Origin of the sequence: Enterobacter sp. BNK-8, assembly GCF_048685095.1 — a bacterium.
Classification (GTDB): domain Bacteria; phylum Pseudomonadota; class Gammaproteobacteria; order Enterobacterales; family Enterobacteriaceae; genus Enterobacter; species Enterobacter quasiroggenkampii.
Window position 1 is genome coordinate 4,117,288 of the sequence record NZ_JBLQTN010000001.1, and the last position, 18,688, is coordinate 4,135,975.

The window sequence follows — 18,688 nt, forward strand, 5'->3', positions numbered from 1 at the left end:
AGGGTGCTGACCGATCCCCGCTTTACGACTGAAGTCGAGATCACCGTTCCGTTCCACGACGTCGATATGATGGGCGTGGTCTGGCACGGTAACTATTTCCGCTACTTTGAGATCGCCCGCGAGGCGCTGCTCAATCAGTTTGATTATGGCTATCGCCAGATGAAGGCCTCCGGCTACGTCTGGCCCGTCGTCGACACCCGGGTGAAATACCGCGATGCGGTGACCTTTGAGCAGCGTATTCGCGTCCGCGCGCACATTGAAGAGTATGAAAACCGCCTGCGCATTGCCTATCAAATTTTCGATGCGCAGACCGGCAAACGCACGACCACCGGTTACACCATTCAGGTGGCGGTGGAAGAAGCGACCCGCGAAATGTGCTTTGTGAGCCCGGCAATACTGTTTGAACGTTTGGGAGTAACACCATGAAATGGTTGCCTTTACTGGCGCTGATCGTCAGCCCGCTGGTCAGCGCCGTGACGCTGGATGAGCTGCAGCAGCGCTTCACCGAGCAGCCCGTGGTGCGCGCGCATTTCGAACAGGTTCGCACGATAAAAGATATGCCGCAGCCGCTGCGCTCGCAGGGCGAAATGCTGATCGCCCGCGACAGCGGCCTGCTGTGGGATCAAAAAGCGCCGTTTCCGATGACGCTCCTGCTGGACGACAAGCGGATGGTGCAGGCGATTAACGGCCAGCCGCCGCAAACCATCACTGCCGACAATAATCCGCAAATGTTCCAGTTCAACCATCTTCTGCGCGCCCTGTTCCAGGCCGACCGTAAGGTGCTGGAAGAGAACTTCCGCATCGATTTTAAGGACCTGGGAGCGGGCCGCTGGTCGCTGGTGCTTACGCCAAAAACGACGCCACTGGACAAGATTTTCGCCACCCTCGATCTGGGCGGCGCGACCTATCTGGAAACGATTCGCCTCAACGACAAACAGGGCGACCGTACCGATATCGCCCTTTCTCGCCACCAACTGACGCCCGCCAGCCTGACCGATGACGAACGCCAACGCTTTGCCGCACCGTAAATCCCTGCGCCCGGCGCTGCTGTGGGCCACGCTATGCCTGATTCTGCTGGGCGTGTTGCTGTCGCTGCTGCCCGGCGCGCGACTGAACAGCAGCGTGCTGGCCATGCTGCCGAAGCAGACGCTGGGGGCGATCCCGCCGGCGCTCAACGACGGGTTTATGCAGCGTCTCGACCGCCAGCTGGTCTGGCTGGTCAGCCCCGGCAAAGAGCCGGATCCGCGCGTGGCACAGCAGTGGCTGGCGCTGCTGCAAAGCACTGATTCGCTCAGCGAGGTCAAAGGCCCGATGGACGCCGCCGGGCAAAAGGCCTGGGGAGAGTTCTTCTGGCAGCACCGAAATGGCCTGATTGACCCCGCCACCCGCGCCCGCCTGCAAAACGGCGGAGAAGCGCAGGCGCAGTGGATTTTATCTCAGCTCTATTCGGCCTTTTCCGGCGTCAGCGGTAAAGAGCTGCAAAACGATCCCCTGATGCTGATGCGCGGCTCGCAGCTCGCTCTGGCGCAAAACGGCCAGAAGCTGCGGCTGATGGACGGCTGGCTGGTCGCAAAAGATGAGGCGGGAAACTACTGGTATCTGCTCCACGGCGAGCTGGCGGGCTCATCATTTGATATGCAGCAGACCCACCGGCTCGTGACGACGCTTAACGCGCTGCAGGAGACGCTGAAAGCCCGCTACCCTCAGGCACAGCTGCTTTCCCGCGGGACCATGTTCTACAGCGATTACGCCAGCCAGCAGGCCAAACGTGATGTTTCGACGCTGGGTATCGCCACCCTGCTTGGCGTGTTCCTGCTCATCGTGGCGGTGTTCCGCTCTCTGCGCCCGCTGCTGCTGAGCGTGCTCTCCATTGCCATCGGCGCGCTGGCGGGGACGGTGGTGACGCTGCTGCTCTTTGGCGAGCTGCACCTGATGACGCTGGTGATGAGCATGAGCATCATCGGAATTTCGGCAGACTACACGCTTTACTACCTGACTGAACGGATGGTACACGGCGCGGAGCATACTCCCTGGCAAAGCCTGGCCAAAGTTCGCAATGCGCTGCTGCTGGCGCTGCTGACGACCGTCGCCGCCTACCTGATTATGATGCTGGCCCCCTTCCCCGGGATCCGCCAGATGGCGGTGTTCGCTGCCGTGGGACTCAGCGCCTCCTGCCTGACGGTGATTTTCTGGCATCCGTGGTTGTGCCGCGGGTTACCAGTGCGCCCGGTTCCCTTTATGGTCCTGATGCTGCGCTGGCTGGCCGCCTGGCGACGCAGTAAAAAACTGTCAATTGGTCTTCCCGTCGCGCTGGCGCTGCTCTCCGCCGTGGGAATAAGCACGCTGAAGGTGGACGACGACATCGCCCAGCTGCAGGCGCTGCCGAAAGATATTCTGGCGCAGGAGAAGGCCATTACCGCCCTGACCGGACAGAGCGTGGATCAGAAATGGTTTGTGGTTCATGGCGCTTCGCCTCAGCAAACGCTGGAGCGGCTGGAAGCCTTTACCCCGGCGCTGGCAGAGGCGCAGAAAGCGGGAGAAATTACCCGCTGGCGCACCCTGCCGCTGAACTCGCTGGCCCGTCAGAAAAGCGATCTTACGCTGCTGCAAAACGCCGCGCCTGCGGTAACGAACGTGCTGAAAAGCGCAGGGCTCAACGCCGTCTCCCCGAATCTGGACGCCATGCCGGTCAGCGTGGACGCGTGGCTTAAAAGCCCAGCCAGCGAAGGCTGGCGTCTGCTCTGGCTGACCCTGCCCGACGGTCAAAGCGGCGTGCTCGTACCGGTGGACGGCGCAAAAAACAGCGCGGCCCTCGGCGAGCTGGCCGCGCGCCATGACGGTGTCGTCTGGGTCGATCGCAAAGCCAGTTTTGACACCCTGTTTGCCCTCTACCGCACGCTGCTGACGGGGCTTCTGTTTGCCGCGCTGGCGGTGATTGCCTGCGGGGCGATGCTGCGCCTCGGCTGGCGTAAGGGGCTGATAAGCCTGGTGCCGTCCGTGCTGTCGCTGAGCTGCGGGCTGGCGGTACTGGCCGCAACGGGCCACCCGGTAAACCTGTTTTCACTGCTGGCGCTGGTGCTGGTGCTCGGCATTGGCATTAACTACACGCTGTTTTTCAGCAACCCGCGCGGCACGCCGCTGACCTCGATGCTGGCGATTACGCTGGCGATGATGACCACGCTGATGACGCTGGGCATGCTCGTCTTCAGCGCCACGCAGGCCATTAGCAGCTTTGGTATCGTGCTGGTGAGCGGTATTTTTACCGCCTTCCTGCTGGCGCCGCTGGCGATGCCGGATAAGAAAGAGAGAAAACGTAAATGAACGCTTTTTACCGCGCCGCCGCGCTGGCTGCGGCGCTGCTGCTGGCAGGCTGCAGCCATTCGACCGATACCCAAGAGACGCGTCCCCAGGCCTGGCTCCAGCCGGGAACCCGCGTTACGCTCCCGCCGCCCGGCATTAGCCCGGCGGTAAGCTCTCAGCAGCTGCTGACCGGCAGCTTTAACGGGCAAACGCAGTCCCTGCTGGTGATGCTCAACGCGGATGCGCATAAAGTGACGCTGGCCGGGCTCTCTTCCGTGGGCATTCGTCTGTTCCTGGCGACGTACGATGAGACCGGTATTCATACCGAGCAGTCGATCGTTGTGCCGCAGTTGCCGCCCGCCAGCCAGGTGCTGGCCGACGTGATGCTCAGCCACTGGCCGATTAGCGCCTGGCAGCCGCAGTTGCCGAAGGGCTGGACGCTGACTGACACGGGCGATCGGCGCGAACTGCATAACGCCAGCGGCAAGCTGGTGACGGAGATTGTCTATCTGCAGCGTAAAGGCAAGCGCGAGCCGATCAGCATCGAGCAACACGTTTTTAAATACCACATCACCATTCAATATCTGGGTGACTGAGATGATTTATATTTCCGCTGTTGGCATGGTCAACGCGCTGGGCAACTCGCATGATGAAATCGCTGCTAACCTGATGACGGGCGTAGCGCCGGGTATGCATGCCCGAACCGGCTGGTTACAGGATTCACCCGATGCCGTGCTGGGCGGTGTGGAAGGCGAACTGCCGCCCATCCCGGAAACGCTGTCCGCACACCGCACCCGCAACAACCAGCTTCTACTGGCCGCGCTGGCGCAGATTCAGTCGACCGTCGACGAGGCTATCGCCCGCGTCGGCCGCGATCGGGTGGCCGTGGTGCTGGGGACCAGCACCTCTGGGCTGGATGAAGGCGATGAGCACGTGCAGCGCATGACCCATGGCGAAGCGAGCACGCACTGGCAGTACCCGCAGCAGGAGCTCGGCGATCCGTCCCGCTTCCTCGCCAACTGGCTTCAGCTCGAAGGCCCGGCCTATACGATCTCGACAGCCTGCTCTTCCAGCGCGCGGGCGATGATCGGCGGCAAACGTCTGATTGAAGCCGGGCTGGTGGACATCGCCATTGTTGGCGGAGCAGATACCCTGAGCCGGATGCCCGTCAACGGGTTTAACAGCCTTGAATCCTTCTCCCCTACGCTCTGCGAGCCTTTTGGTCGCGACCGTCGGGGGATCACCATCGGTGAAGCCGCCGCGCTGATGGTGCTTAGCCGTGAGCCCGCGGACGTGGCGCTGCTCGGTACGGGGGAATCCAGCGATGCGTACCATATCTCCGCTCCGCATCCGCAGGGCGAAGGGGCGATCAGGGCCATCACGCAGGCGCTCAACGAAGCGGGTATGCAGCCGGAGGATATCGGCTACATCAACCTGCACGGCACGGCCACGCCGCTTAACGATCAGATTGAATCGCAGGTGGTACACGATCTCTTTGGGGAAAGCGTGCCCTGTAGTTCTACCAAACACCTTACCGGCCATACGCTGGGCGCTGCCGGTATCACCGAAGCGGCCCTGAGCTGGCTGATTCTGACGCGCGATCTGCCCTTACCGCCGCAGGACTTCACCCGCTACGCACCGGACGACACGCTGGCGCCGTGCGGTCTGCTGCACCAGCGCACCGCGCTGACAAAGCCGGTCATTCTGTCTAACTCGTTCGCGTTTGGCGGCAACAACGCCAGCATTCTGCTGGGGAGAGCGTCATGAGCTACTTATCACCCGAAGCCTATTTGCCGCACGATGCGCCCATGATGTTGCTGGAGTCCGTTGAGAATGTGACGGACGACATGGCGGTATGCCGCGTCGCGATAGACAGACAAAGCGTGCTGGCACCATTTCTGAATGCCGATGGCGACCTGCCGGGCTGGTACGCGCTCGAGCTGATGGCGCAGACCGTCGGCGTCTGGTCCGGCTGGCATCGCCAGCAGCAGGGGCAGGAGCATATTGCGCTGGGCATGGTGCTCGGCGCGCGTGAACTGATCTGCGCCAGCGGGCGTTTCGCCGCAGGCTTGACGCTGGACATCACCGTTAAGCTGCTGATGCAGGACGAACGCTTCGGCAGTTTTGAATGCGCAATTTCCGCTAACGAAGAGACGCTGGCCACGGGCCGGGTCAACACCTTCCAGCCAAGCGCAGAAGAATTAACCTCGCTTTTTAATCAGGGATCTAACGCATGAGTCGTTCCGTACTGGTCACCGGGGCCAGCAAAGGCATAGGGCGCGCCATCGCCCGCCAGCTTGCCGCCGACGGGTTTACCGTAGGCGTGCATTACCATCGTGATGCCGCAGGCGCGCAGGAGACGCTGGACGCCATCACGCAGGCGGGTGGCAACGGCCGTTTACTCTCGTTTGATGTGGGCAACCGCGAACAGTGCCGCGAGGTGCTGGAACAGGACATTGAAGCCCATGGCGCATGGTATGGCGTGGTCAGCAACGCGGGTATCACCCGCGATGGCGCCTTTCCGGCATTGAGTGAAGACGACTGGGACAGCGTGATCCACACCAATCTCGACAGTTTTTATAACGTCATTCACCCCTGCATTATGCCGATGATTGGCACCCGTAAAGGGGGACGCATTATCACCCTATCGTCCGTTTCCGGCGTGATGGGTAACCGCGGGCAGGTGAACTACAGCGCGGCAAAAGCGGGCATTATCGGTGCCACCAAAGCGCTGGCGATTGAGCTGGCAAAACGCAAAATCACCGTGAACTGCATTGCGCCGGGGCTGATTGATACCGGAATGATTGAAATGGAAGAGGCCGCGCTGAAAGAAGCGATGTCCATCATTCCAATGAAACGCATGGGCCAGGCTGAGGAGGTCGCCGGGCTGGCAAGCTATCTGATGTCAGATATTGCGGGCTACGTCACCCGCCAGGTCATTTCCATTAACGGAGGAATGCTATGACGCGTCGCGTGGTGATAACGGGCATGGGCGGCGTGACCGCCTTTGGCGAAAACTGGCAATCCGTGTCCAGCAGGCTGCTGGCGTATGAAAACGCGGTGCGTAAAATGCCGGAGTGGCAGGTCTATGATGGCCTGCACACCCTGCTGGGCGCGCCGATTGATGACTTCACGCTGCCGGAACATTATACCCGCAAACGGATCCGCGCCATGGGCCGGGTGTCGTTAATGTCGACCCGCGCCACCGAGCTGGCGCTGGAGCAGGCGGGATTGATTGGCGAAGCGGTACTCACCAACGGGCAAACCGGTATCGCCTACGGTTCTTCTACAGGCAGTACCGGGCCCGTCAGCGAATTCGCCACTATGCTCACCGAAAAGCACACCAATAACATCACCGGCACAACCTACGTGCAGATGATGCCGCACACCACCGCGGTGAATACCGGACTGTTCTTCGGATTACGTGGCCGCGTCATCCCGACCTCAAGCGCCTGTACGTCCGGCAGCCAGGCAATTGGCTACGCCTGGGAGGCGATTCGCCACGGCTATCAGACCGTTATGGTTGCGGGGGGCGCTGAGGAGCTGTGCCCGTCTGAAGCGGCGGTGTTTGACACGCTGTTTGCCACCAGCCAGCGTAACGATGAACCCAAAACCACCCCTTCGCCATTTGATACGCAGCGCGATGGTCTGGTGATTGGGGAAGGCGCGGGCACCCTGATACTCGAAGAGCTGGAGCATGCCAAAGCGCGCGGAGCCACTATCTACGGCGAAATCGTGGGCTTTGCCACTAACTGTGATGCGGCCCATATCACCCAGCCTCAGCGTGAAACCATGCAGATTTGTATGGAGCAGTCGCTGGCCATGGCGGGATTAAGCGCCCTGGATATGGGGTATATCTCCGCACACGGTACTGCCACCGATCGCGGTGATATTGCTGAAAGCCTAGCCACCGCCGCTATCTATGGTGACAACGTGCCGGTTTCATCGCTGAAGAGCTATTTTGGCCACACGCTCGGAGCCTGCGGCGCGCTGGAAGCATGGATGAGTTTACAGATGATGCGTGAAGGCTGGTTTGCCCCGACACTCAATTTAAGGCAACCGGATGAGCAATGTGGTGCTTTAGATTATATTATGGGAGAAGCCCGCCAGATCGATTGCGAGTATCTGCAGAGCAATAACTTCGCGTTTGGCGGCATCAACACCTCGATTATCATTAAACGCTGGGCGTAACTATGTACCAGTTTGTACTGGGAAAAATATCCACCCTTTGCGCGGACCCGCTGGCGTCAACGTTCGCAGACAGCGCACCTCAGGGTGCTCGCAACGCCTCATGGCTGGCTGGCAGGATGCTGCTCGCCAGAGCGTTATCCCCTCACCCGCTCCCCGACATTATTTACGGCGAGCAGGGGAAACCGGCCTTTGCGGAGGGCCATCCGCTGTGGTTCAACCTGAGCCACAGCGGTGACGATATCGCCTTGCTGATGAGCGATGAAGGCGAAGTCGGCTGTGATATCGAAGTGATTCGCCCCAGGAAGAACTGGCAGGCGTTGGCGAATGCCGTCTTCAGCATGACGGAGCATGATGAGCTTGAGCGCGAAGCGCCAGAGGAACGGCTTGCCGCCTTCTGGCGTATCTGGACGCGAAAAGAGGCAATCATCAAACAGCGTGGCGGTAGCGCCTGGCAGATTGTCAGCATTGACAGCACGGCGCCGTCGCACTCAGTCAGCCAGGTGCAGATCGGCTCACTCAGCCTGGCCGTTTGTACGTCGACCCCTTACACCCTGACCACCGAGTCGATTATCCACGTCGGGGCAGGAAAATCACCAGTACACCCAACATAATAAACACGACGCCGACCAGCCCGTGCCAGGAGAAGCTTTCTCCCCAGCCCGGCAGCAGGATCGCAGCGCCCCACACCAGGATATAGCTAAGACTCAGCAAGGCATACGCTTTGCTGAGCGCCATGCGATGCAGCGCCAGATACCAGCAGCCCATCGAGGCCACATACCCCATCAACCCCAGCAGCAGCGCCGCCGTGCCGGATGAGAAGTGCCACAACGCGGAAATAAGCGCCAGAACATCGCTGACCGGCGGCAATGCCTGCATCGCATTGCGCAGCAACAGCTGCGCGGCGCTGACTAACAGCACGCTGCATAAGGCCCAGAACGCCCCTTTCACAGGCTTCCTCCCAGGATAACAATCCCAATGATGATCAACCCTACCCCCAGCCAGTGATGTGACGCGACGGTTTCACGCCAGAATACCTTCGCCGCCAGCGTCACCCAGACAAAATTGAGGCTCAGCATAGGGTAGGCAATGCCGACAGGCAGGCGCTGCAGCACCACCAGCCAGACCAGCATCCCGCTGCCCAGCGCCAGCAGGGCCAGGCCAAGCCACAGCGCGATATGCACGCCACGCCGCCCGGCTTTCGCCGGACGGGTAGCCTGTTTCTGGCACAGCTGTCCTGCACAGCTGAGCAGGCTTGCCAGTATCAGCCAGATCCAGGTCATCACTTCGGCAGATACTGCAGGTAGGCCAGACGGCCCTGGATATACAGGCTGTCCGGTTCTGGCAGATTCGCCCGCGAAAGGTCATCGCGTTTTGACAGCAGGATAACCAGCGATACGCGTCCCTGCTGACGGTGCTCTGCCAGCCACTGCGCGAAGTCATCTTTACCGACAAAACGATCTTTCACATCAGGATAATCCAGCCCGTAGCGCAGTTCGCCACTCTGACCATACAGCGTGATGTCATTGCGCTTCAGCTCCCACGCCAGGCCAGCGGCCACGCCCACGTTATTGGCCAGCACGTAACGGCTGTCCTGAAGCGGCTCGCGCACGGTGTCGACCAGCGACTGCGGCTGTTTGGAATCCACCACCAGGTTAGGAATGGCGAAACCAATCAGCAGCGCCAGGCCCGCAGGGCAGAACGCCGCCAGCCACCAGCGCTGCTGACTCTGCCTGAACGTAAACCAGCCTACCGCGGCCCAGATGAGGAACGCGACCACCGCGCAGAACACTTTATACAGTTCGACCGAGGTCCAGACCGGATGCTTAGACAGTCCCCACGGGGAGACCACCAGCGCCGCCACCACGCCGATAACGCCAAACGCCAGGTTAATCCCGCCGTTAATGCGCAACGCTCTGGCGCCTTTCTCCGCCGCGAGGCAGGCATAGCGCGCCATCAGGATCGCCAGTGGGGCAAAGCACGGCAGGATGTAGGTCGGCAGCTTGCCTTTGGCGATGCTGAAGAACAGCAGCGGCATCACCACCCATCCCAGCAGATAGAACCCGCCGCCCGCGTTTTGTCGGTCATTCCAGCCGAGACGAAACGCGCCGGGCAGCAGTGCCAGCCACGGCAGGCTACCCGCAATCAGGAACGGTATGTAGTACCAGAACGGGGCTTTGTGCTGCGCGTCGCTCTGGGCGAAACGCTGAATATGCTCCACCCAGAAGAAGTAACGCCAGAAGTCAGGCTCACGCTGCGCAATGGCCAGCCCCCATGGCAGAACAATCAGCACGCAGCTCAGGATCGCGAGCCAGCCAAAAATCAGCACCTCTTTCCAGCGCTTCTGGGCGATCACCCACGGCAGCACGCCAATCACCGGTACCGCCAGTGCCAGGAAGCCTTTGGTCATCACCCCCATCCCGCAGGCCAGCCCAAGCAGCACATAGCCGCCCGCTTTTCCGGCAACGGTTTGGGCCTGTGACGCCAGCCAGAAGCTGCACATCGCCGCCACCAGCCACAGGGTGATGATAGGATCCAGCACCGCATACGTGCCGATGCCATACACCAGGAACAGGGTCAGGAAGATTAGGCCGGAGAAAATGGCTGTCCGCTTATCCCGCCAGAGACGCCAGGCCATCCAGATAACCAGCAGCGCGGCTAAACCGGTGGAGAAGATGGACCCGGCGCGCACGGCGAGGTTCGTGTGCCCGAACAGCATCTGCCCGATGCTGTTGATCCAGTAGCCAGCAATTGGCTTTTCAAAGTAACGCAGCCCCAGAAAATGCGGGACAACCCAATCTCCGGAGGCCAGCATTTCGCGGCTGATTTCCGCATAGCGCGTTTCATCAGGCTGCCAAAGCAGGCGGATATCGACCGGAATGAGGTAGTAAACGATAAACAGTGCGAGAAGCGCTAAGCCATAACGGGCTGTTTTCATGGGACCGGACTCACGGTTTGTTGATAACCAAGCCAGCCTTCCCGGCCAGCCAGTTCATTACGGACAACTTTGCCTACGGGCAGGGTGCTGAGGTCGTCTGGCAGCAGCTCGCTCAACGGGCAGAATTCGATGCCCTCCTGAGCGGCCATCGTCAGCAGTTCGTCGAAATCATGCTGATACGCAATCCCTTCCACTTCGGCATGGATGGTATACACCGGCGTACCGGCGTCACGATGAATGCGGTCCAGAATGTAGCGATTGAACTCATCCGCCTTTACCTCGCGTCCGACCACTTCATCCCAGGTGGGAAGCGTGACCGGAATTTGCACCGTACCGTAGCGATTTTCGCCCAACAGCGGCAAAAAGGGCCCGGTTCCGCGGCAATCGCTGTTGTAGCGAAACGCGAAGGCCTCTTTGGCCTTCACGACGCGCTGATCCGCACGCCATCCCGCCACGGCGGAGCAGCGCACGGGCTGACCGATAATGGCCTCCAGCTCCAGCATCCCACGCTCGACCTCACGAGACAGGCGCGGGATATCCCAGACGCCCGCCCAGGCTTGCCAGGCATGGTGATCCCAGGCGTGCAGACCCACCTCATGATGCTGCGCCGCCTCGCGGATAACCGCTTCATTACCCGCGCCGATGCGTCTGCCGGGCCAGGCGGTGCCGGCCAGCAAAATATCCCAGCCGTAGAGGGATGCTGCGCGCGAGCGCAGCATTTTGTACAGAAATGCCGGTTTAACCAGACGCCATAAATGGCGTCCCATGTTGTCAGGCCCCACGCTGAAGAAAATGCTGGAGCGCACACCGTGCTTGCTCAGCAGTTCCAGCAGTTTGGGTACGCCGTCACGCGTTCCCCTGAAGGTGTCGACATCAATGCGTAAACCGACTTTTTTCATGAGACCTGTTCCGACAGCTCCACGGTGCGCAGGAAGAAATCAAGCGTTTCATCAATGGTCTGTTCCATCTTCACGGTCGGCGTCCAGTTCAGGCAGCGCTTCGCATTGCGAATGCTTGGCTTACGGTGCTCAACGTCCTGATACCCTTTTCCGTAGTAGCTGCTGCTTTCCACTTCGCGGAAACCGGCAAACGGCGGGAATTTATCGCGCAGCGGATGACGCTCAAAGCTGGCCAGCAGCATCTCGGCCAGCTCGCGAATGCTCGCTTCGTTGTCCGGGTTACCGATGTTGATGATTTCACCGTTGCAGCGGTTATCTTTGTTTTCGATGATGCGGAACAGCGCTTCGATACCGTCGCTGATATCCGTAAAGCAGCGTTTTTGTTTCCCGCCTTCGATAAGCTTAATTGGCGAGCCTTCTACCAGGTTCAGGATCAGCTGGGTGATCGCACGGGAGCTGCCGATACGCGCCGCGTTCAGGTTGTCCAGACGTGGCCCCATCCAGTTGAACGGACGGAACAGGGTAAAGCGCAGGCCCTCTTTCTCACCGTAGGCCCAAATCACGCGGTCCAGCAGCTGTTTGGAGACGGAGTAAATCCAGCGCTGTTTGTTGATCGGCCCGACCACCAGGTTGGAGGTGTCTTCATCGAAGTTCTTATCGGTACACATGCCGTACACTTCAGAGGTGGACGGGAAGATGATGCGCTTGTCGTATTTCACGCAGTCGCGGATGATCTTCAGGTTCTCTTCGAAGTCCAGCTCGAACACGCGCAGCGGGTTACGGGTGTACTCGATTGGCGTGGCAATAGCGACCAGCGGCAGCACCACGTCGCATTTTTTAATGTGGTATTCAATCCACTCGGAATGGATGCTGATGTCCCCTTCCACGAAGTGGAAGCGCGGGTTGTCGAGGAAGCGGCTGATGGCATCAGAGCCGATATCCAGACCGTAAATCTCGTAGTTATCGTCCTTAAGCAGACGTTCGGTCAGGTGGTTACCGATAAAGCCGTTCACGCCGAGGATCAGCACGCGGGTGCGGCGTTTGATGGCAACAACCGGTGCGCTGGTGATCAGCGCCCCGGCCACCAGGCCCAGAGACTGCGCCAGCTGTGTGCCCTGAACGTACAGGCCGTTGTCGGTTTGTCCGGTAACGATCTCCAGCGCCTGCTCGCCGCAGCTCACAATCAGCGGGGAGACGGAGACGACGGTGCCCGGTTTTGCCGCCGGAATGTCGTCACGCACGCGGGATTTCCAGACGATGAATTTGCTTACGCCCGCAAAGCTGTAGGCGCCCGGCCACGGATCGGTTACGGCGCGCACCAGGTTGTGCAACTGGCGGGCCGGTTTGTTCCAGTCCAGACGGCCATCTTCCGGCGCGCGGCGACCAAAGCTGCTTGCCTTGCTCTCGTCCTGCGCGGTCTCGCTGTAGGTGCCGTTGAGGATGGCAGGAAGGGCATCACGCAGCAGCGTCTGTGCCGTCGCGTTCAGCTTCTGATGCAGCTGCAGCGCGGTGTCGTCCGCATCAATAGCGACCTTCTGCTGTGCCACGATAGCGCCCGCATCCGCACGGCGCACCATGCGATGCAGCGTCACGCCCGTTTCCGTTTCACCGTTCACCAGCACCCAGTTCAGCGGGGCGCGGCCACGGTAGGCAGGCAGCAGCGAACCGTGAAGATTAAAGGCACCTTTCGCGGCCAGGCCTAAGATCTCGTCAGAGAGCAGGTTGCGATAGTAGAACGAGAAGATCACGTCAGGCGCGAGGGCGCGGATGCGATCCACCCACAGCGGGTGGTTGACGTCGTCCGGCGCATAAACCGGGATACCGCGCTCGGCGGCGATACGCGCTACGGAGCCGAAAAAGTTGTTTTCTCCAGCCGTGTCCGGATGGGTAAAGATTGCCGCAATGTCATAGCCCGCTTCCAGCAGGGCCAGCGTGCCCGTGCACCCCATATCGTGATAGGCAAATACAACAGCTTTCATGGGTGAATTTCCTCTTGAGATGCTTTGTGTTCCTGACGGACAACACGTTGAATAAAGTAGCGCGGACGCGCGCGAACATCGTTATAGATACGGCCAATGTATTCACCGAGGAGACCCATCCCGACAAACTGGGCGCCGATGAACATAAACAGCACGGCAAAGAGCATAAAGACCCCTTCCGCCGCCCACTGCGGGCCAAAGACCAAGCGCAGTACCACCAGCAGGACAGAAATCGCAAAGCCCGCCAGCGCAATAATGCTGCCGAACACGCTCAGCAGACGCAGCGGCGTGGTGGTCAGGCAGGTGATGAGGTCATACATCAGGTTGATGAGACGCATAAAGCTGTACTTCGATTCCCCGTGCTCGCGCTCGGCGTGCAGAACCGGGATTTCCGTTGCCTTACGGGCAAAGGTATTCGCCAGAATCGGAATGAAGGTGCTGCGCTCATGGCAATGCAGCATGGCGTCGACAATATGACGGCGGTAGGCGCGCAGCATGCAGCCGTAATCGCCCATCGCTTTACCGGTCGTGCGCTGGATAAGACGGTTGATGGTGCGCGAGGCCAGCTTACGGAACAGGCTGTCCTGACGGTTCTGACGGACCGTGCCGACCACGTCATAGCCTTCGTCGGCTTTGGCCACCAGGCGCGGGATCTCTTCCGGCGGGTTTTGCAGGTCCGCGTCCAGGGTGATGATCAGATCGCCCGTGACGTGGCTAAACCCCGCCATAATCGCCGAGTGCTGGCCGTAGTTACGGTTGAGCAGCACGGCTACGATGTGGCTGCCTTCAACCTGCGCGGCTTCGGTCAGCATCAGCGCGGAATTATCGCTACTGCCATCATCCACCAGCAGAATTTCGTAGGCCTTGCCCATCGTGTCGCAGGCGGCCGTTGTACGGCGGATCAGTTCGGGCAGGCTCTCCTGCTCGTTATAAACCGGGATTACCACGGATACTTTTTGTACAGGCGGTGCACTGAACATATCAATGTCCTGCAAGCTGATGGAGTGCGGTAATGACGCGGGTTGTGTCGTCATGAGTCATGTCCGGGAAAAGAGGGAGAGAACAAATACGCGCGCTATTCCATTCAGAATTCGGGAGCGATACATCAGGAAAACGCTCGCGGAAGTATTTTTGCGTGTGGGCCGCGCGGAAATGGAGGCCGGTACCGATGCCTTTCTCTTTCAGCGCCGCCATCAGGTTGTCGCGTGAGATCCCGCAGCGCGCTTCATCAACGCGAATAATAAACAGGTGCCAGGCGTGCACGTGCGGCCATGACGGAATAGTGAGCGGCTGGAACGGCGTATCGGCAAGCTCCCGCAGGTAGCGTTCAGCGATTTCCTGGCGGCGTTTGTTGGCCTCTTTCAGTTTGCCTAACTGCACCAGCGCCAGCGCGGCGTTGATGTCCGCCAGGTTGTATTTATAGCCCGGCGCGATCACTTCCGCCTGCGGCGCGCGGCCGTGCGTCTGGCGATCATAGGCGTCTACGCCCAGGCCATGGAATTTCAGACTGCGGATCCGCTGTGCCAGCTGCGCGTTATCGGTGACCACCAGGCCGCCTTCCGCGCAGGTCATGTTTTTAATGGCGTGGAAGGAGAAAATTGCCGTTCCTTTCCAGCCCACGTGACGGTTTTTGTAGTACGTTCCGGCGGCATGAGCCGCATCTTCAATCACCGGAATACCGTGACGTTCACCGATGGCATGGATAGCGTCGATTTCACACGGCGCGCCGGCATAGTGAACGGGAATAATGGCTTTAGTGCGCGGGGTAATGGCGGCTTCAACGGCTTCTGGCGTCACCATTAATGTGTCTTTATCCACATCAATCATGACTGGCGTGGCGCCCAGCAATACGATCATATTCAGCGTGGACACCCAGGTCTGGGAAGGGGTAATGACTTCATCGCCCGGGCCAATATCCAGCGCCATCAGCGTAACGTGCATGCCCGCGGTGGCGGAACAGACGGCAATCGCATGCTGATTCCCGGTAAGTTGACAGAATGCCTCTTCAAGTTCCTGATTCTTAGGCCCCGTGGTGATCCAGCCCGACATCAAAACGTCCTGAAGCGCCGCAATTTCCTCAGCGCCCATCGACGGTCGCGAAAAAGGCAGAAAATCACTCATTATTAATTTCCTTGCTGTATTAAAGGCGTCATCTTTTACTGCGCTGTCGTTATGGGCAGCTCAATGGAATCATGCAAGATGGTTATTAAATAAAGACCAAATAAAATTAAGTCGCTATAACAGTTATGTCAACAAACCATCAACTGAAGCAAAAGTAGCGTCGTTTTCTTAGGAAAAAATTAAGACAGAGGGGAAGCAGAAGAGGAACAGCATATAAAAAAGCACAGGAAAGTGTTTTACAACAGTAAGATAGCGCTTACGGCATTTTTTTTCTGTTTTTTGTGGGGCCACTCACAGCAGCAACTATAATATTTCATTTGTTTTACACTAAAAATTATAGGAAAAGTAAATGAATACTCAACCAAAATAAAAATCCCGAAGGTTTGGGCGGGAATTCCGACCTCCTCCGGGAACTTTTTATTAATTTGAATTGTCGCGGAATCAACTGTCGCGATTAGTTAAGATTAGCAGGAAAATCATTCGGCAATTCACTGGCCGCACAGGCGATCACGCTTTCGTTATTGGCGCCGCAGTCACGTACAAAGGTGATAGTGGCAAATTCATCAATCACTTCCGTTGGATACGCCGGGCCCGCATCACGGTAGCTGTTCATCAGTGGAATATGATCGTTCTGGAAGCAGACGGTTTTTTCCGGGTTGTTCATGACCCAGCGCGGGAAGAAGATGGTGCCGTGGAACAGTTTGTCGCCCAGGTTCACAATCAGGCTGACGTCGGTACCGGTTGGCTCGGTCCAGGAAATTTTATAGATGCTCTCCCCTACCCGCACGATGTAAGCCTGCTGATCTTTCACCCAACGGTTTGCCACCAGACCGCTGTGAATACGGTAATCCAGGGTCGTCTCATTTTTGACGTAAATCTCGTAGTTCCAGCCGTTGTCGTAGGTATAAACAAGGTGTTTGCCAACGAAGCCGCTTAAGTCGTGTTTGTCGAAGGTGTTCATAAGATGTCTCCTTTGTTTTGATGAGACGATCGTACCCCTTCAAAAAATGAATGAATAACGCTATGTTTTAATCAAATTCATCCAAATTTTAGATAAATTATGCACAAGACGACGCTTGAACAATGGTCTTTACTGGCGAAAGTGGTCGAGGCGGGCAGCTTTGCCCGAGCGGCGGAAGAAACGCACCGCAGCCAGTCTTCGGTGAGCTATAACCTGTCGCTGCTGCAGGAGCGGCTGGGCGTGGCCCTCCTGGTGCCGGAAGGACGACGGGCGGTGTTAACGCCGGCAGGAGAACTGCTGCTCAACCAGGTTAAACCGCTGCTGAAAGCCTTTTCGTACGTTGAGACGCGCGCAGCGACCCTTCGCAACGGAATGCGCACGCGGCTGGATCTGGTGGTGGATTCCATTTTCCCCCGTCGCCGCCTGTTTGCCATTCTGCGCCAGTTCCAGCAACAGTATCCGCAAACCCAGGTACGACTCACCGAGGTGCTGGAAAACACCCGGGACGACGCCATTAACGACGAAGCCGATGTGATGGTCCTCACCCGCCGCCAGGACATGACCGGGCTCGGCGAATGGCTGATGAATATCGACTTTATTGCCGTGGCCCACCATCAGCACCCCCTCTTTGACCTCGACGCGCCGCTTAACGATGACATGCTACGCCCGTGGCCGCTCATTCAGATTGCGGACAGCCAGCCCGCCGCGCGCGCGGCCGGTGAGTCATGGACCTTCTCCACCATCGATGCCGCCATTGAGGCCGTCCTCTCTCAGGTCGGCTACGGCTGGCTGCCGGAGGAACGCATCCAGACTCAGCTGGATCAAGGCATCCTGAAACGCCTGCCGCTGAGCCACGGTGCATGCCGAGCGACGCCGCTTCATCTGATTGTTAAGCGCTCCCTCGCCCCGCTTGACGAGCAGGTGGAGACGCTGCTGCGCCTTTTTAGCCAGGAGCCGTCATCCTCACCTGCTACGCTTTAAGGTCCGAACGTTAAAACGATAAGGAGCGGATGATGAAAATCGACTTTACGGGGAAAGTGGCGCTGGTGACCGCCTCAACCGGCGGGATCGGGTTCGCCATTGCCAGAGGGCTGGCAGAAAGCGGTGCCGAGGTGATCGTCAATGGCCGCAGCACGGAATCGGTGAACAAAGGCATTCAGCAGCTGCAGCAGGTGGTGCCGGGCGTCCAGGTGCGCGCCGCGATTGCCGATCTCAGCACGGCGGAAGGGGTCGAGTCGCTGCTGAAGGTGGCGAATAACGTCGACATTCTGGTTAACAACGCCGGGATTTACGGCCCGCAGGATTTCTATTCCACCGACGATGAAACCTGGGAGCGTTACTGGCAGACCAACGTGATGTCCGGCGTGCGTCTGTCCCGCGCCCTGCTGCCAGGCATGGTGCAAAAAGGCTGGGGGCGGGTGGTGTTTATCTCCTCCGAGTCGGCCTGCAATATCCCGGCGGATATGATCCACTACGGGGTGACCAAAACGGCGCAGCTCTCGCTGGCGCGCGGGCTGGCGAAGTTAGTGGCGGGAAGCGGCGTGACGGTCAACAGCGTCTTGCCGGGGCCAACGATGTCGGACGGTTTCGCAGAGATGATGAAGGATGAAATCGAAAAAACCGGTAAGTCGCTGGAGCAACTGGCGAAAGAGTTTGTGATGGCCAACCGCCCCAGCTCGGTGATCCAGCGCGCGGCCACGGTTGAAGAGGTGGCCAATATGGTGATTTATGTCTGTTCGCCCCAGGCTTCCGCCACCTCGGGCGCGGCGCTGCGCGTTGATGGCGGCGTCGTGGATGACATCATCTGAGGCTGTCAGGCTGCACTGCCTGCAACCCGACGGGCAGTAATGTAGTGCGCCTGCCAGTAAGCATCCGTCAGGGTTGAGACCGTGACGCCCTGGCTGCTTGAGGCATGAATGAACTGGCTATTGCCAATATAAACGCCGACATGCCTGCGGTTCGGACCCGTCTGGAAGAACACCAGATCTCCGGGCCTCAGGCGGTATTGCGTCACCTGCACCCCGCGGTGGATCTGCTCGCCGGTCGTGCGCGGTAAGTTAAGATGCGCCGCATCGCTGAACAGGTGCTGCATGAGCGCGGAGCAATCCACCCCGCGGCGCGTGGTACCGCCCCACTGATACTGGGTTCCCTTCCACTTTTGGTATTGATCGAGCATGCGCGCGCGCAGCGGGCCCGTATCCTGTTGCATCAGCGCAGATTTCGCTGGCGAGACTGCCAGTTCATGGTTCATCGATAACATCGACGCGGGAAGTTGAAAACTGAATGCAGAAAACGACGCAAA

20 protein-coding genes are annotated in these 18,688 nt (G+C 59.1%); 11 read left to right on the plus strand and 9 right to left on the minus strand.

Annotation, left to right across the window (positions count from 1 at the left end; translation table 11 throughout):
- Window positions 1–3 precede the first annotated feature (3 nt).
- Genes ACMGGU_RS19980 through acpT form a run of 9 tightly spaced genes read left to right on the plus strand, consistent with a single transcriptional unit; the run spans window position 4 to window position 8,102 of the window.
- The gene (locus ACMGGU_RS19980) at window positions 4–426 is read left to right on the plus strand and encodes an acyl-CoA thioesterase (RefSeq protein ID WP_420300863.1); all 423 of its coding nucleotides are present in this window, start codon (window positions 4–6) and stop codon (window positions 424–426) included.
- Complete coding sequence (locus ACMGGU_RS19985) at window positions 423–1,028, plus strand: LolA family protein (RefSeq protein WP_008503088.1); 606 nt, start codon at window positions 423–425, stop codon at window positions 1,026–1,028. Before ACMGGU_RS19980 ends, ACMGGU_RS19985 begins: the two co-directional genes overlap by 4 nt.
- Window positions 997–3,321, plus strand: a complete 2,325-nt coding sequence (locus tag ACMGGU_RS19990; protein ID WP_252077840.1) for an MMPL family transporter — start codon at window positions 997–999, stop codon at window positions 3,319–3,321. Before ACMGGU_RS19985 ends, ACMGGU_RS19990 begins: the two co-directional genes overlap by 32 nt.
- A complete protein-coding gene (locus ACMGGU_RS19995; RefSeq protein ID WP_045909032.1) occupies window positions 3,318–3,896 on the plus strand; it encodes a DUF3261 domain-containing protein in 579 nt (192 codons plus the stop codon). The genes ACMGGU_RS19990 and ACMGGU_RS19995 overlap by 4 nt, the downstream gene beginning before the upstream one ends.
- 1 nt (window position 3,897) lies before the next feature.
- A complete protein-coding gene (locus ACMGGU_RS20000) occupies window positions 3,898–5,067 on the plus strand; it encodes a beta-ketoacyl-[acyl-carrier-protein] synthase family protein (RefSeq protein ID WP_048027733.1) in 1,170 nt (389 codons plus the stop codon).
- Window positions 5,064–5,537, plus strand: a complete 474-nt coding sequence (locus tag ACMGGU_RS20005) for a 3-hydroxy-fatty acyl-ACP dehydratase (RefSeq protein WP_008503092.1) — start codon at window positions 5,064–5,066, stop codon at window positions 5,535–5,537. The genes ACMGGU_RS20000 and ACMGGU_RS20005 overlap by 4 nt, the downstream gene beginning before the upstream one ends.
- The gene (locus ACMGGU_RS20010; protein ID WP_008503093.1) at window positions 5,534–6,265 is read left to right on the plus strand and encodes a 3-ketoacyl-ACP reductase FabG2; all 732 of its coding nucleotides are present in this window, start codon (window positions 5,534–5,536) and stop codon (window positions 6,263–6,265) included. The genes ACMGGU_RS20005 and ACMGGU_RS20010 overlap by 4 nt, the downstream gene beginning before the upstream one ends.
- On the plus strand, window positions 6,262–7,491 hold the full coding sequence (locus ACMGGU_RS20015; protein WP_252077838.1) for a beta-ketoacyl-ACP synthase: 1,230 nt from the start codon (window positions 6,262–6,264) through the stop codon (window positions 7,489–7,491). The genes ACMGGU_RS20010 and ACMGGU_RS20015 overlap by 4 nt, the downstream gene beginning before the upstream one ends.
- 2 nt (window positions 7,492–7,493) lie before the next feature.
- A complete protein-coding gene (gene acpT, locus ACMGGU_RS20020; RefSeq protein ID WP_021242167.1) occupies window positions 7,494–8,102 on the plus strand; it encodes a 4'-phosphopantetheinyl transferase AcpT in 609 nt (202 codons plus the stop codon).
- Here the strand turns inward: acpT and arnF are convergent.
- The 8 genes from arnF to ACMGGU_RS20060 form a co-directional block, all read right to left on the minus strand.
- The gene (gene arnF / locus ACMGGU_RS20025; protein ID WP_420300864.1) at window positions 8,059–8,439 is read right to left on the minus strand and encodes a 4-amino-4-deoxy-L-arabinose-phosphoundecaprenol flippase subunit ArnF; all 381 of its coding nucleotides are present in this window, start codon (window positions 8,437–8,439) and stop codon (window positions 8,059–8,061) included. The genes acpT and arnF overlap by 44 nt on opposite strands.
- The gene (gene arnE, locus ACMGGU_RS20030) at window positions 8,436–8,771 is read right to left on the minus strand and encodes a 4-amino-4-deoxy-L-arabinose-phosphoundecaprenol flippase subunit ArnE (protein ID WP_045909037.1); all 336 of its coding nucleotides are present in this window, start codon (window positions 8,769–8,771) and stop codon (window positions 8,436–8,438) included. The genes arnF and arnE overlap by 4 nt, the downstream gene beginning before the upstream one ends.
- Entirely contained in the window at window positions 8,771–10,426 is a 1,656-nt protein-coding gene (gene arnT, locus ACMGGU_RS20035; protein ID WP_048226326.1) for a lipid IV(A) 4-amino-4-deoxy-L-arabinosyltransferase, read from the minus strand. Before arnT ends, arnE begins: the two co-directional genes overlap by 1 nt.
- Window positions 10,423–11,325 (minus strand): 4-deoxy-4-formamido-L-arabinose-phosphoundecaprenol deformylase, encoded by a 903-nt coding sequence (arnD, locus tag ACMGGU_RS20040; protein ID WP_048226324.1) that lies wholly within the window; start codon window positions 11,323–11,325, stop codon window positions 10,423–10,425. The genes arnT and arnD overlap by 4 nt, the downstream gene beginning before the upstream one ends.
- On the minus strand, window positions 11,322–13,304 hold the full coding sequence (gene arnA / locus ACMGGU_RS20045; RefSeq protein ID WP_262805717.1) for a bifunctional UDP-4-amino-4-deoxy-L-arabinose formyltransferase/UDP-glucuronic acid oxidase ArnA: 1,983 nt from the start codon (window positions 13,302–13,304) through the stop codon (window positions 11,322–11,324). The genes arnD and arnA overlap by 4 nt, the downstream gene beginning before the upstream one ends.
- On the minus strand, window positions 13,301–14,284 hold the full coding sequence (gene arnC, locus ACMGGU_RS20050; protein ID WP_048027754.1) for an undecaprenyl-phosphate 4-deoxy-4-formamido-L-arabinose transferase: 984 nt from the start codon (window positions 14,282–14,284) through the stop codon (window positions 13,301–13,303). The genes arnA and arnC overlap by 4 nt, the downstream gene beginning before the upstream one ends.
- Before the next feature lies 1 nt (window position 14,285).
- Complete coding sequence (gene arnB / locus ACMGGU_RS20055; protein WP_262805716.1) at window positions 14,286–15,425, minus strand: UDP-4-amino-4-deoxy-L-arabinose aminotransferase; 1,140 nt, start codon at window positions 15,423–15,425, stop codon at window positions 14,286–14,288.
- Window positions 15,426–15,879: 454 nt separating this feature from the next.
- Complete coding sequence (locus ACMGGU_RS20060; RefSeq protein ID WP_024908855.1) at window positions 15,880–16,386, minus strand: phenolic acid decarboxylase; 507 nt, start codon at window positions 16,384–16,386, stop codon at window positions 15,880–15,882.
- Between the two features lie 99 nt (window positions 16,387–16,485).
- Between ACMGGU_RS20060 and ACMGGU_RS20065 the strand changes: the two genes are divergently transcribed.
- Both ACMGGU_RS20065 and ACMGGU_RS20070 read left to right on the plus strand, forming a co-directional pair.
- Window positions 16,486–17,367, plus strand: a complete 882-nt coding sequence (locus ACMGGU_RS20065) for a LysR family transcriptional regulator (RefSeq protein WP_262805715.1) — start codon at window positions 16,486–16,488, stop codon at window positions 17,365–17,367.
- Window positions 17,368–17,399: 32 nt separating this feature from the next.
- Window positions 17,400–18,194 carry an SDR family NAD(P)-dependent oxidoreductase gene (locus ACMGGU_RS20070; RefSeq protein WP_262805748.1) on the plus strand — a complete coding sequence of 265 codons (795 nt, stop codon included), beginning with the start codon at window positions 17,400–17,402 and terminating at the stop codon, window positions 18,192–18,194.
- 5 nt (window positions 18,195–18,199) lie between these two features.
- On the opposite strand, the gene ACMGGU_RS20075 is transcribed toward ACMGGU_RS20070, so the two are convergent.
- Complete coding sequence (locus ACMGGU_RS20075; protein WP_235830470.1) at window positions 18,200–18,646, minus strand: NlpC/P60 family protein; 447 nt, start codon at window positions 18,644–18,646, stop codon at window positions 18,200–18,202.
- Window positions 18,647–18,688 lie beyond the last annotated feature (42 nt).